The 14104-nt window shown below is 38.8% G+C and carries 9 protein-coding genes; 2 read left to right on the forward strand and 7 right to left on the reverse strand.

Going from position 1 to position 14104, the window contains the following annotated elements; translation table 11 throughout:
- Positions 1 to 216 precede the first annotated feature (216 nt).
- From tamL to C7379_RS00320, 5 genes are all read right to left on the reverse strand, one after another.
- Complete coding sequence (gene tamL, locus C7379_RS00300) at positions 217 to 2538, reverse strand: translocation and assembly module lipoprotein TamL (protein ID WP_116615470.1); 2322 nt, start codon at positions 2536 to 2538, stop codon at positions 217 to 219.
- Positions 2535 to 7157, reverse strand: a complete 4623-nt coding sequence (locus C7379_RS00305) for a translocation/assembly module TamB domain-containing protein (RefSeq protein WP_116615471.1) — start codon at positions 7155 to 7157, stop codon at positions 2535 to 2537. Before C7379_RS00305 ends, tamL begins: the two co-directional genes overlap by 4 nt.
- An 88-nt stretch (positions 7158 to 7245) precedes the next feature.
- Positions 7246 to 7920, reverse strand: coding sequence for an RluA family pseudouridine synthase (locus C7379_RS00310; protein ID WP_116615472.1), 675 nt, complete (start codon positions 7918 to 7920; stop codon positions 7246 to 7248).
- 36 nt (positions 7921 to 7956) lie between these two features.
- A complete protein-coding gene (fabG, locus tag C7379_RS00315) occupies positions 7957 to 8709 on the reverse strand; it encodes a 3-oxoacyl-[acyl-carrier-protein] reductase (RefSeq protein WP_116615596.1) in 753 nt (250 codons plus the stop codon).
- A 55-nt stretch (positions 8710 to 8764) separates the two neighbouring features.
- Positions 8765 to 9373, reverse strand: coding sequence for a TetR/AcrR family transcriptional regulator (locus tag C7379_RS00320; RefSeq protein WP_116615473.1), 609 nt, complete (start codon positions 9371 to 9373; stop codon positions 8765 to 8767).
- A gap of 782 nt (positions 9374 to 10155) precedes the next feature.
- Between C7379_RS00320 and C7379_RS00330 the strand changes: the two genes are divergently transcribed.
- Both C7379_RS00330 and C7379_RS00335 read left to right on the forward strand, forming a co-directional pair.
- On the forward strand, positions 10156 to 11052 hold the full coding sequence (locus tag C7379_RS00330) for an urea transporter (protein WP_116615475.1): 897 nt from the start codon (positions 10156 to 10158) through the stop codon (positions 11050 to 11052).
- A 229-nt stretch (positions 11053 to 11281) separates the two neighbouring features.
- Complete coding sequence (locus tag C7379_RS00335) at positions 11282 to 12076, forward strand: ADP-ribosylglycohydrolase family protein (RefSeq protein ID WP_116615476.1); 795 nt, start codon at positions 11282 to 11284, stop codon at positions 12074 to 12076.
- A gap of 229 nt (positions 12077 to 12305) precedes the next feature.
- On the opposite strand, the gene C7379_RS00340 is transcribed toward C7379_RS00335, so the two are convergent.
- Positions 12306 to 12944 (reverse strand): DUF4230 domain-containing protein, encoded by a 639-nt coding sequence (locus C7379_RS00340; protein ID WP_116615477.1) that lies wholly within the window; start codon positions 12942 to 12944, stop codon positions 12306 to 12308.
- Between the two features lie 5 nt (positions 12945 to 12949).
- On the reverse strand, positions 12950 to 13579 hold the full coding sequence (locus tag C7379_RS00345) for a DUF4230 domain-containing protein (RefSeq protein ID WP_243406661.1): 630 nt from the start codon (positions 13577 to 13579) through the stop codon (positions 12950 to 12952).
- Between the last annotated feature and the right edge of the window lie 525 nt (positions 13580 to 14104).

Raw genomic sequence — 14104 nt, forward strand, 5'->3', positions numbered from 1 at the left:
CACTTTGTTATCAACTTTTTTAGTTGTCCTGTGAAAATGAGTCAGGTTAGTACAAATGATAGGATCATGATTTTAGTACGGATTAGCGGGACGAAATGTCATCACTTTTAACATCACCATTAATTGAAAGACAAGCTCTTACAGAGTGATATATTCTCCTTTTTTAGTATTTGAAGAAAGTGAAAAAGTTGGCTTTGCAATCATGCTCCAATACGGTTAGAACGGATATCCTACTGCCAAATGAACACTCTGACTGTCTTTAAATGCTCCTACGTTGTAGAAACCAGGCTTATAAGGCACGTGCAACCCCAAGCCCCAATCCAAGCGAATGACCAAGAAGTCAAGGTCGTAACGCAAACCGACACCAGTGCCGAAAGCTAAATCTTTAGGAACATCCTTCAATTTAAACTTGGCTCCTTTACGTCCGGTATCTCGCATTTCCCATACATTTCCAGCATCAAGGAATAGCGCGCCATATAGATTGCCAAATAAACGCGGACGATATTCCAAATTAGCCAATAAGCGAATGTCGCCTGTTTGGTCCAAATAAGAAATGTTTTTGCTCTCCTCATTATGGTAGCTACCCGGTCCAACGAAACGAACTGTATATGCCCTGATACTGTTGGCACCACCTACATAGAACTGCTCACTATAAGGTGCACCGGAAGAATTTCCGTAAGACCAAATCGCACCCGCATTTAAATGGGCTACCAAGCTGCTATGTTCGTCTAAACGCCAAGTCTTGACAAACTCTGTTTCAAATTTGACAAACTGTGCATAAGGATTGTGAAATAGCTGTTTGTTCTTCTCGTTCCATTTATTTCCGCCTATCATATTGGCCAAGGATAAAATATTTCCAGCCTCACTGACAGTGGCTTGAAACCATATAGGGCTGCGATACGAGGCAGGGCTGGTGTATGTGTAGATATATTGCATCTTTGGCACGAATTGATCGCGCATGGTATAGTACAAATATGGGTTGGCCTCCATGATAGAATCGAATACAGCCGTGGAACTTCGCATAAATTCGTATGAAAAGATAAATGGGCTGATTTGATGACGGCTTGTGGCAGACTGTTGGATGTTATAGGTCCACTCTCCAGAGACAACATGTCGATTGAAATAGTTGGACCGGTTAATAGCATCTAATGATAATTTAACCATTGTGGTCGGTGACGAGACATAACGATTTCGACGAAAACGACGATAGAACCGTCGGCGGAAGATATCTACCAAGGGAATGACCAACCGAGGGAATTGAAGGGAAACGTCAAATCCATACGCATAGCTATTGAAACCAGTAGAGGAACCTCCTTGACGATTTGTTTGCCATTCGTAATTCCCACGTAAATTTATATCGAGCAGTTCGCCGCCACGAAAAGCATTGCGCTTGGTCAGACCAACAACAACACCGGGACCAAATCGATTATTGGTCTTGCCCGTCATGTTAGCCTTGATATAAAAATCGTAAGGTTTATCCAATACGCAGTTGAGGCGTACATCAAGCGTATCATTGACGCCAGTAGTATCGCGAGGTGTGAAATTGAAATCTACCATACTAAATATACCCGTGCTATTTAATCTCATAAAGCTCTCTTCGTGGTCGATATAGTTATATAGTTGGCCTGAGCGCAATTTTAGAGCGTTGAAAATAACAGAGGTTCGAACAGGCGTACGACGTCCGTTGAAGCTAACCGTGTGACGACGGCGAGCAATGGTATCATTGAGTTGCTCCATAAACTGTTTTCTCAACTCGATGTCGATTCTTCCAAGATGCCATTTGCGCTTGGCCAATTCTGGTATACCATTTCTTTGTTGAAATTTGAGACGCACTTTCCCAGGTACAATCAGCGTATCTGCCAAATAAGAAGCGTAAGACGGCTGATAAAAATAAAAACCATTGGTGCGAAACAATTTTGTAATGCGCGAGCGCTCACTTTCGAGCGTAGATACATCAAAGGGGGCGCCTGGTTTGACAAGTCTATCGTCCTTAGTGCTATCCAGCAATAATTGCTCATCATATGAAAAGTTTTCATAAGACAGCGTGTCAACAGTGAATAGGTGTCCGGTGTTGACCTTATAGCCAACTTTGGCTTTCTTTGGATTTTTTTGTGATATAACTTCTGGCTTTACATTTCCACGAAAATACCCATGCGCACACAAAACTTCTTTGCCCACAGACGCTCGTAGCTCAGGATTGACCGAGCTTATGAGTACCGGCTTTGCCCCAAACGACTTAAGCAGCCATTTGTCCAAGGGGTTATCACTGCCCACAAACTCATTCCATATCCACAAACCAATAGGAAAAGGAGACTTAATAATGCTACTACCAAAAAGAGAGCCGTTTGGTGCAGCAGCCAAGGCAGCATTCAATTCTTCTTGTGTAGCATAAAAATGTTTTCCTTTTTGAGGAGAAATATATTCTATTTTTTTCATCCCAGTGTAGAGGCGATCTCCTTCTGGAATGCTCTTTGTGGTGGAACATCCAACTATTAAGGCTGAAATAATAACGCAAAGTGATATTCGATATATTTTCATTTCACTACAGTGTCTTTTGATAAGGAGTCGTTCATCTCCATTAAGAGTTTTTCTTTTTTATCAGAACTAAAGATGTCCTTGAAGTGACGCAATTTGCGTTTCCACATAAAACCTCCACCAAACTTGCTGACAACTCCATCTAACCAATCGTAATTATCACGCTCATAGAATAGGTTGAGATACTTGTTGGACGTGGGACTTAATCTGTATTCAAGTGTTACATTGTCAAAAAAGGTTTCATTTTGCATAGCAGCATCAGTTCCGGAAGACAATTTGCCACCTACTACCACACGCAATCGGTTATTCCAAAATCTCTTGGCAAACTTGAAAGAATAGTCCGTATGTAAGGCTCCTTTGTCATTAATGGAATTGTCAACACCAAAACTTACATCCAATGTTTGTAACGCTTTGTTAGAAATATGATTGATCTGACTATTGAGGAAAGCGCTTAGAGCGGAGTTTACAGCGAAACCAGAGGGATTGCCATCGTCAAGATACATGCCCGTGGTCAGCATGGTGATAGCAATCTTGCCTCGTTCTTCCTTAGACATGACCTGTAGCTGATTATGAATATTCATATCTTCAGGCGCATCAATAATAAACTCCAACCCCATGTCTTTTAATGTTTTGGTAACAACGACGCCGCTTACAAACTTTACAATACGGCCATCGCCAGATGCCTCACCCACAGTCGCAACAGTTTCCTCGGTGGCCGTTAGGTTGAGTTTGGGGTTCATAGCATCGCCACGAAACTCTATGTAGCTGCCATCTTGAATACTAAAAGTTTTCAACGGGATAACTGGCAACGAATATTTCATCTCGCCGTTTCCGATGGTATAACGTCCTGTAAGCCTCACGTCATCCACCATATTATATCGAAATCTCATCTCGCCGCCACCAACTATATCAATATAATTAGATTTGTCAGCATTGAGATAACAATTGACATGTGCCCCTTCGTCTATATTAATTGACATGTCTACATCAATCCCTGTGATTGGTGGGCGAGAAACCACCTGCTTTGTGGTGTCTCTAAAATCTACAAAATCTACCAAACCTTCCAACTGATTGTCTGTGGAGAGTGGAGAATCTTTGAGTATATATTTCAAATCGGATGTTCCAAGGACTTGTAATCGTCCACGTAGTTTCATATTATCCACTACTCCACGCATGTCGCCAGCAAAATTGACATACACCTGACCGTAAGCATCAGAGCGCTCTTTTTCCTTGGAATCGACAAGCAAATAGTTTTCCGCACGCATGCGAATATTCGTATACATGCGATCCAAATCAGAAAAATCAAAAAATCCTCGGATTGTCAATGGGCTTTCATTATGGGCGAACATTTCAAAATTCTCAAAAAGCAAGCGACTATTTTTGATAGTGACAGGATCATTGGCACACTTCATTTCTACTCCGTAGGGATCACTATAAATATACGTAGAGTCAAGGTACAGTTCGCCATTAACATCTGGGGTAGATAACGTACCCTTTATATCCAAGGTTCCATCAACATCACCTCTTAGTCCTACGATTTTGTTTGGTATAAAGCCATTTACCAAATCTAAAGGCATGTTCTCCAATGCGAGCGTGGCATCCAATGCACCTTTGCCAGCGGAATGATAGGTACCATTAAGCACTGCTATCTCGTCACCATTGTAAGTGAGTATGCCATCGACATAATGACCACCATCAGCGCGTGGCATGTAGGTAAATTCAGAACCGATATTGCCCATTTTATTACCCTCGTAAACCATGTCTGCCACATTGACAGACGACGAGACAGAAATCTCGTTAGGTGTCTGTATAATATGGAAATCGCCGTTCATAACTCCAGATACATTTGGCATGTAGGGTATCATAGATAATACTTCGCCCAAATTAAAATGATGGGTATTTATCGTTACATCCTGCAATACACCTTCATGATCGTCATTGCTATATATCTGAACGCCCATGCCATCCTTGGCTTGTAAAACCAAATCAGCGCTAACACGCTTGTCGTCTCCAAGGTATACATAGTTACTGTCGTTCACAGAAAACTCTTTGTAACCAATGATGGGATTTTCTCCGAATAGATGAAAGCTGACGCCATGAGGCTCCATCACACCTTGAAGGCCCAGACGAACTCCAAGTGAGTCATTGGCGTCATACACTCGAGCTTTGGCATAAGTGCCTTTCTCGTTGATAGCACCGTCAAGAAACGCATTGAACACATAGTGAGGGTTATCCTTGCCATTATGTAATTGCGCAAAATAAGTTATATTGGAACGATCAGAATCTATACGAAAGCGTACTGTGTCTATCTGGAAACTGTCAACAACAAGTGAATCGACATATAAATTTCCATTTAAACCATATACCGACGAGGTGGAAAAATCCATAAACACATTATTCGTCGTAAATCCATAATGTTTTAAAATACGACTAATCAAATTGTCTGGCCCAGATACAACAGATATCCGGGAATTAGGAATACAAGCGTATAACCGTTTCTGGTCAATGTATTTATTTTTGATTTGACGTTGCAGTTCTGATGCAAATTTACCTGTATTTTTGAGCAGTTTCTCATATCCGCCAGATGCAGACAATCTCATACTTAAGTCACCGCTATCAATATTGGCTTGTGTGGTGTCTCTACGAGTAAGCACATCAAGTGTAACGTCTTCTGGATGAAAGACCACAGAATCATTGCTAAATATGATATTATACATTGACCCATTGATATGATGATTGTGTTTCAAATCAGAACTTAAATTGAGTTTAGTACTCATAGATAGCAAAAATGGCTCGTTTGTAATGTGGAGTGCATGCAGGTCGAGACGTTCAAAATCTCCATCAATAACGCCTTGTATCTGCTTGCCCTTGGTCGTGGCATCAACTTTAAACACACCCTTCATGGCCCTATTTCGGCTGTTCACAAAGGCCGAAACGCGACCATTCCTCATATTAACTTTAGCATCAATGTGATCCAAATTATATTCGCCATAACTGAATTTTTTGATTTTAGTATTTGCTACCAAATTTGTACCCGAAGACATGAAGTTAGCACCATGTCCTTTGGCTTGGATCGTTCCCGTAAACGCACTCAAATGCATATTTGGAACAAATCGTTGGATTGGGAAGGCATTAGCATTGAGCTTGGCTGAATAATTCATTTGTGTGGCACTAAAATCCACTTGCCCATGTAGTTTACCTGTTCCATGCGTCGCAATAAAATTACTTGAATATTTATCACCATTAACACGAATTTTTCCTTTAACCCCAATATCGTTAGGAATGCGCACGTTTTTTCTTGTCTCTTTATCGAGCAAATGTGTTATGAAACTTACATCATGTGTTTTAACATTCAGATCTATATTAGCTTTGAGATGCCTTGTATCTGTCATATTCTCTACCCTGCCATCTGCTTTTAACTTGAATGCTCCTGGCATACTCACGTTTAGACCCTTTATTAATGTTTTTTGGAGGTTCCCTCTAATCTCTCCAATGGCCACAAGAGGTTTATTGGGCCATTTTCGTGCCATACCGTTGGGAAGTTTTTTTTCAAGGATGGTCATCAAATCTGGTTTGGAGATTTGCCCTTTTATGTTTACGTTAAAAGTTCCAGGATTGGCATCGTCAAATGCATTCATCGCCATGTTATAATCTAATGCTATCGCGGTTCCATCTGCAGTTTTTAGATTTAGGTTAGGCAACGACAACTTGGTACTATCCATCGCAAAGGAGCCCTTTAATAAGTCTACCCGTAAACCACTTTTTTCTCGAAAGGCTCCTTCATGTATTTGCACTTTGATTTTAGAGTCAACATAACTAAAATCGTTAGCTCTTAACTTCAAGTTATCCAACTCGATATGATTATAATCAAGACCATTGATTTTAGGCTCATAATTCTTGCTATATCTTATTCTGCTATTGTCACACTTGAATTGGCTCACTGCATAAAGGCCTTTGTTAAAATCAAAATGAGTATTTTTTGCTGTCGCATGCTTAAAATAAGTATTAGCAGATAACGAATCACGATGCAGATGCAACGTGAAATCTGTATTTTCTACTTTTAAATCGGCCAAATTAACCTTCCAAACATTATTGGATTTCGTGGTGTCAGAAGTAACCGTGTCTTTGAGTTGGACATCTAATATAGCATCCTTTAATACGACATGGTTGATGTTAACAGCCGAATTTCTAAGATCTATGCCATGAGCTTTTAAATCAAGGTGCCCTATACTGCCAACAAATTGAGCAGTTGGAATGAAGTGTGAAGTATTTACTTTCATATTATTGACACTCAACTCATCAACCATTATCATTTTATCAAATAATGGCCTGAATTGTATGTCTACAACGACTTTCCTAATATCAGCAACTGTATCCATGACATTACTCAACGAGTCGTTAGATTCCAATACTTGTACGTTCTCTAATGACAAATCAAGCGGAAATGCCAACTTCACCTGACCGACATTGATTTTTAGCCCCATCTCTTCTGAAGCGTAAGCCGTTACTTGCTTTACTGCCCATTTTTGAAATGGTGGAAAGTAAAACAATGAACACAAAGTTGCAAAGAGAAGGATAACAATAAGAACGACTATACCGCTCCATTTGAAAATCTTATTCATACATACAGGTTGATACTTGTGCTTGCAAAATAAACAAAAAAAAAGGAATAAATGTTTTTTTTAGGAAGAAAACTGACAAAAATGTTGTTTATACATCTTTTGTCAGCTCTCTCCATAGTTTGTCATCAGGTATTGGCGAGTTTAAAATAATATTTTTTTTTGATACTGGATGAACAAACTCCACTTTGCAAGACAATAAAGAGATACTACCATCAGGATTACTACGTTTGGCACCGTATTTCAAGTCGCCTTTGATGGGACAACCTATATGTGACAATTGAGCCCTAATTTGATGATGGCGACCTGTTAATAGCTCTACCTCTATTAGGCAATATCTGTCTGAACGACTTCTTAATTGATAATTGAGGACTGCTTTTTTTGAATTGGGAACCTCCTTGTCATACACATAACTTTTGTTTTGTCGTTCATTGCGCTGTAGCCAACTTGTTAAGGTATCTTGCTCTACAGGAGGTGCATTTTGGGTAATAGCCCAATATGTCTTATGTATATCACCTCGTCGAAACATATCATTAAGACGAGCTAAAGCCTTGCTCGTTCGAGCAAAGATTACTAATCCTGATACAGGACGATCAAGACGATGAACCACTCCAAGGAACACAGCCCCTGGCTTGTGGTACTTATCTTTGATGTACGCCTTAACCGTTTCAGAGAGAGGGGTGTCACCAGTCTTGTCGCCTTGAACGATTTCACCACTCTCTTTGTAAACAATTATTAGATGATTGTCCTCATAGACAACTTTCATCTCTATCCTTAAGTTTATTTTATTTCTTTTCTTTTCTTACATGTTCATGCCACCGTCTACTTGTATCACTTGGCCAGAAACATAATTAGAGAGGTCTGATGCCAAATAAATAGCTGTATTGGCAATATCCTCTACCGTTCCACCGCGGCGCAAAGGTATTCTCGCAATCCATTCCTTACGTATGTCTTCGGGCAGCGCTTCTGTCATTGCGGTGTCAATAAATCCCGGGGCAATGGCATTAGCACGAATACCCTTAGAGCCCATCTCCTGAGCAACACTCTTGGCAAGCGCTATCAGTCCAGCTTTTGAAGCAGCGTAATTAGCTTGCCCTGCATTACCATGCACACCCACCACACTGGCCATATTAATAATACTTCCGCCACGTTGACGCATCATAATAGGTACGCACGCATGTATAAAGTTGAATGCACTCTTAAGGTTTACAGCAATAACCGAATCCCACTGTTGCTCTGTCATACGCAGCATAAGACCGTCTTTCGTAATCCCAGCATTGTTCACCAATATATCAATTGTGCCAAAATCTTCTTTAATTTTATTCACAACTTCGGCCGTCTCTTCAAAATTTGCCGCATTTCCAGCATAACCTTTTGCCTTAACGCCGATGGCTGCTATTTCTCTTTCGGTGCACATGCCGCCATGCTCTTCGTCAATAAGAAGATCAGTAAAAGCAATATTTGCCCCTTCTTGTGCAAATTTTAAAGCAATAGCTTTACCTATACCACGCGCAGCACCAGTTATAAGCGCTGTTTTCCCATTTAAAAGTCCCATATTAAACATTATGTTTTAAGTATTATACAATTATTTCTTTTTATATTCTGTCTTTTTATTTAGTGTCACTCTTTGATGATATACGTTTTCCCAACGCACCATACACCACTTTTGCCACGAGTGGCTTACTCGATTCATCTGTCAAGCCACGACCCAAACGACCATAGATATAGGGTACCTCCAAGCCTTTTATACAATAGTGAGTAATGTCCGCGACAAGTTCCACATCATCTATATCAAACTCACCTTGAGCTTTGCCTTCTGTGTATACTTTTCGAAAAAGTCCTATTTCGTCCTCATCAAAATTTTTACGCACTTTTTCCACCGACCAAATATTGCGAAAAAACTCAGCACGCAGATTTCCATTCCTGACCACTGTTTCACGTATAGAACTCAAATGCGTATAGATCAGCTCTATTACTTTATCTTGAGGATGTATGTTTTTTGCCGCTACCTCTTCCATTTTGTCACTTAGACGCTCTAACTCTGACTCTATAACAGCATAGTAGATATCTTCTTTTCTACTAAAATAAGTATATAGAGTACGGCGTCCTTTCCCCGATGCCAAGGCTATATCATTCATCGTAGTAGAAGCCACACCATTCTTGGCAAACAACTGTCGCGCAACATCCACCAGCTTCTGTCTCGTTTTTTTTATTGACATATCAATACCTCCATATGATTTTCGTTTGCGTAATAGCCTTTGTACACACTACGTTCTGTGCAAAAATAGGGTTTTTCTATGAAATAAACAAAAAACACTATAAAAAATGACTTAATTTCAACCAATACTCTGTTAATTCTAATGTAATCGTTTAAAAATGAGAGAAATAATTAACTATATGATTTGTATTTTTAATTGGCTGATTATAAGCAACTTCATATTTCTAATAATTTTAATTCGCACAGATGGAGCGTTACGGCACCCATTGTGAGCAGTCCCTACAAACCGAATTACGACCACAACAGATCTTAGTATATCTTCTCCTACAACGCCATCACTCGCGTCACAGAATCTCGCGAAGATGATGAATAAGGAAAATGGGGCTTACGTATTTCATGGCTTCTTTCAAGTAGCTCGTAGCGAGCACATACATCGCAAAATTAATTTTCGCCAAGTGTCGAAATGTTTCGAATTGAAAGTTAATTAGTTCTACTATCCAAGAATTTCCTTGGATGGTAGCGGAAAGTAACTTTGACCTCATCTCAAAATTTTAACAAACTGTTGAATTAAACTTACAAGCAAAAACTTTAAAGTCTATATTTTGGGATGTTCATTGTTTTTTCATAACTTTGACGCATGGATTAATTGTGTCGTCAAGAAGCAAAAATGCTCAAACACTATTATAATGTTGACTGATGACTTAAAAATCAAAATCATACGATACGAAGACTATTTTCGGAGTATGGATTAAAGGGCGGTTTTCAATTATTAAGGCAATACTAATGAATCCGAATAAGATCATGATAGCCACATTTCGTGGTGTGGGACAGGTGATGTTTCAGAACAATGCACTGTCAGGAGTGTTGATGTTAATTGGTATAGGCTGTAATTCTATGACCATGTGTTTTTTTGCATTGCTGGGTACCATTATCAGCACATTGACAGCAATAGCTTTTAAATATGATCGTGAAAACCTTGAAAACGGCCTTTATGGCTTTAATGGGACGCTTGTGGCTATAGCCGTCCCATGTTTTATGCCAATTAATATTTGGTCAGTTTTAATCATGGTCATAGCTTCTTTAACCACAACGCTTGTGGCACACGCATTTGAGAGGCAAAAATATCTACCCTCTCTCACCGCCCCATTTGTTATAATAACTTGGATAATGTTGCTCATGAGCCGTGTTTTGCCTGTGTTGCAACAGTCTGGTGTAGCTGTGGTTGAAACAGAGGAACCTTTTTCACTGTTTCAAGCTGTTTCTTTTAATTTTGGACAGATTATGTTGCAGGGTAAAAGTATTTTTACTGGCATATTCTTTTTCTTGGCTCTCTTGATTAATTCGCGAAAGATGGCGCTGGAATCTTTTGTAGCAAGCATGTTGTCTTTGATGGTTCTGTTCACTCCGTTTGTAGAAACTCATTCGGTAAACAGTGGAATGTATGGTTATAATGCCATTCTGACTGTTCTGGCTATAGCGAATATCCTAAATACCAAATCTTGCGTATATATCAAGGCTTTGGTTGGTTTAGGGCTTTCGGTGATTATTCAATTTGTTGGCTTGAATATGGGCATTGTCACACTTACAGCGCCTTTCGTGCTTTCGGTGTGGCTTATTGCATTGTATAATTCCTTTGAGCTTTATAGAAGTAGAGCTAAAGTTGGACGGTCGAAATCATGAATCCTTGTTTTTTCTGGACTTAGGTTTTCTGCTGTACTTGACTGTCCATATTTTATGTGACATTTTTTCCCAACGCTTTTAGATATGATACGTCGCTGGCAAAATATTACTAATTTGAAAATCATTATAGAAACGAGTAAGTTAATCTTGTCTTATTTTATTCGTATTTTGCCCTATCGGCTATTCGAATAGAATGTAAACAGAAATGTAAAATAAAAAAGAGTTGACAATGAAAAATCTATTATTAAGTGCTGCAATTGGTGACATTGCAGGGATGCCGTACGAGTTTGAAGGGCGTACAAAAAATTATGACGCTGTCGATTTACTGCTTTCATCGAATACTTATACTGATGATACTGTCTGTACGTTTGCGTGTGCGGAAGCACTTATAAAGAATTTGAATATGGCTGAAAACCTTTGGAAAAGATGTCGTGCAGACTTCTATCGTGGATTTGGCGGACGTTTTGCAAGATGGCTTATAGCAAAAGATATTCAGCCATCTTATTACTCTTGTGGTAATGGTAGTGCCATGAGGGTTTCGTCAGCAGGATTTATGGCTAAGAATGTCAAAGAATGTATAGAACTGGCCACACAGACAGCCTTGCCCACTCATGATCATCCAGAGGGTATCAAAGGAGCAGTGGCAACTGCTTTGGCAATATTCCACGCTACAAAAGGGCGAGACAAAGCATTTATTCGTGAGCATATTCTTGACAAATACTACCCCAAATGGTCTGGCCTGACCTATGAGGAAATAAAAGCGGACTATGACTTTAATGAGACTTGCCAACAGACTGTCCCTGCAGCCCTTATATGTTTTCTTAAAAGCGAAGATTATGTGGATTGTTTAAAGTTGGCCATATCCTTAGGAGGTGACGCTGACACCCTGGCTGCCATTTCAGGACCAATGGCTTACGCTTTTTTCAAAACAATACCAGAAGAGTTGATTGATAACGCAAAAGCGAAACTTCCCGAGTGGATGCTTCAAGTGAATAAGCAATTTGACGACTTTGTGAACAAATGACTAATGGAGGATATAACATTTACCCACATTTCGTTGAGGTGGAGCGGATTTCACTCGCCACATTCAACTTTAAAAGAGCCGTGAGCTTTTTTTTATGTGTCTTATTGAAAAAGTGATTATATGGTGCTGTGGAAGACAGGAGTTAAATTCTCAACACCAATTCATCCAATTAGTTTGTATGAAGAAAGTACAATGTCTTATATGAGATGACTATATCGGTATTTTTTGTTTATTTCTTAGCTTTCTTTTTGTCAAACCTTATCTTTGTGAAGTTAAATCCCATAGCATGTAGCATATTGTCAAATTGAACAGATGCGTTTTGCTCTGCACTATGAATGTTGGCTTGCGTTAGACATCTTTCTTTCATTACACGAGCAGCTTTTTGGGTAAGTTTCTGCTTATCCAAATCGCTCCATTTTCCATCCTCAAAAAAATATTTGGTGCGAGCTTCATCCAAGAAATTTTCGTCAAGCAGTTTGATAGGAGGCAAAATAACATTTACAGTATCTTCATCCATCTTTATCCATCCTTCTTTTGTTTGGCTTAAGTCTATTCCTAATCTTAGTGTACCATAGTATATCCGAGACAATTCATCATCCCCAAAGAAACCGTGCCTAACAGTGTCAACGAGTTCTTCATCACTTATAGCGAGAAATTCCCACTGGCCTATGCTTTTTATTTTTGATATTTGAACAGGTGTAATACCAAACTTATTATTTGTTTTGATAGTAAAATTGCATCCTCTGACAAAATAAATCATAAAACCAGTTAAGATAATAATCAGTATGATAATAAGTAAGATTTTATTATCAAAAAATCCCGTTAAACGACGTAACGGATGAGTATTGTTTTTTTTATCGTACAGCATAAAATTTATTCTATATTCCTAATGATAGATGGAAAATCGCTTGGAGAAAATTTTTTCCTGAAAGTTATAGTTACTTTTTCTTTAGGATATCCCATTTGTTCTATAATGGGGATAATTTGACGAGCGGCACTTTGGCGTGCATTTTCAATTATTCCAAGTTTGGGTAGAGCTTTTATCATTTCGTTACGTCCATGTTGCTGGATGTCTGTTATCTCCTCGTCTGTAAAATTATGACGCAGCAGTGACACTTTCTTTTTTATAGATTTATGATCTATTTGAGTACTTGTCATTGTTACTTCTGGATCTGGCAGGATGATTTCCAACTGGTCACCATGACGCTTCACGTTACGTTCAGAAAATTTGTCAAACTCGACATAAGCTTTAACTGTGGCTGTCATCGGTATAGCTATTTTGCGTTTACCCATAGGCAGATTTATCTTGATTTCCTCATTAAAAATCAATCCGTTAAAAGAAATGTCATCACCATATGTCACAATCTTACGCAATTGATATTCAGATGTATATAGTCTTGAGCATTTTTGTATCTGCATTACCATCATAGGTATGGTGTCAACAGGAGATGTATCAACACTTTTCTTGTTCTTATCACAACCACTCACTAAAAAAAATGCCACGAGGCAAAAGAGTATAAAAAGCTTAGAGTGCATATGCATTTATCAAAAGTATATTACAAAGATAATCACAAATTTATATAAAACTCTATTATTAAGTTTTTTTTTGACTTTTCATTTAAACCTTTTTTTATATGTTACGTCTTAAATTCAAACAGAAAGAAAATAAAGTGATATTAAACTCTGACAGATTGTAAAAGTGCTTTATCTAAAAATAAGGCATAATCAAAAAAAATCTCGAAAATTTCAGGAATTAAGATTTTATTCTATCGTGTGAAATTCAATAGGTTGATAAGGTTTAAAGGTATTTAGGTATGGGCATTCTCTATGTGAATAGGGAATGTCATTTTGTATTATCCAATCTTACAAGGATTTTTATGTTGATAGCTGTGGTTTCCCTCGCCCACCTATAGATGTCTTCGGTGGCGTGCCATGTTGCGTCGGAAGTTCTTGGCCAGCATTTCTATGACAAGGCACCCAGCAGCAAATAGGTCACACATCCTTCCGCATTTTGTCAAAAATATATCA

Origin of the sequence: Hallella colorans (genome assembly GCF_003096815.1) — a bacterium.
Taxonomy (GTDB): domain Bacteria; phylum Bacteroidota; class Bacteroidia; order Bacteroidales; family Bacteroidaceae; genus Prevotella; species Prevotella colorans.

Excerpts from the sequence above, each read along its gene's own strand:
- tamL (WP_116615470.1), bottom strand. The coding sequence starts at position 2,538 with ATGAAAATATATCGAATATCACTTTGCGTTATTATTTCAGCCTTAATA.
- C7379_RS00305 (WP_116615471.1), bottom strand. The coding sequence starts at position 7,157 with ATGAATAAGATTTTCAAATGGAGCGGTATAGTCGTTCTTATTGTTATC.
- C7379_RS00310 (WP_116615472.1), bottom strand. The coding sequence starts at position 7,920 with ATGAAAGTTGTCTATGAGGACAATCATCTAATAATTGTTTACAAAGAG.
- fabG (WP_116615596.1), bottom strand. The coding sequence starts at position 8,709 with ATGGGACTTTTAAATGGGAAAACAGCGCTTATAACTGGTGCTGCGCGT.
- C7379_RS00320 (WP_116615473.1), bottom strand. The coding sequence starts at position 9,373 with ATGTCAATAAAAAAAACGAGACAGAAGCTGGTGGATGTTGCGCGACAG.
- C7379_RS00330 (WP_116615475.1), top strand. The coding sequence starts at position 10,156 with ATGAATCCGAATAAGATCATGATAGCCACATTTCGTGGTGTGGGACAG.
- C7379_RS00335 (WP_116615476.1), top strand. The coding sequence starts at position 11,282 with ATGAAAAATCTATTATTAAGTGCTGCAATTGGTGACATTGCAGGGATG.
- C7379_RS00340 (WP_116615477.1), bottom strand. The coding sequence starts at position 12,944 with ATGCTGTACGATAAAAAAAACAATACTCATCCGTTACGTCGTTTAACG.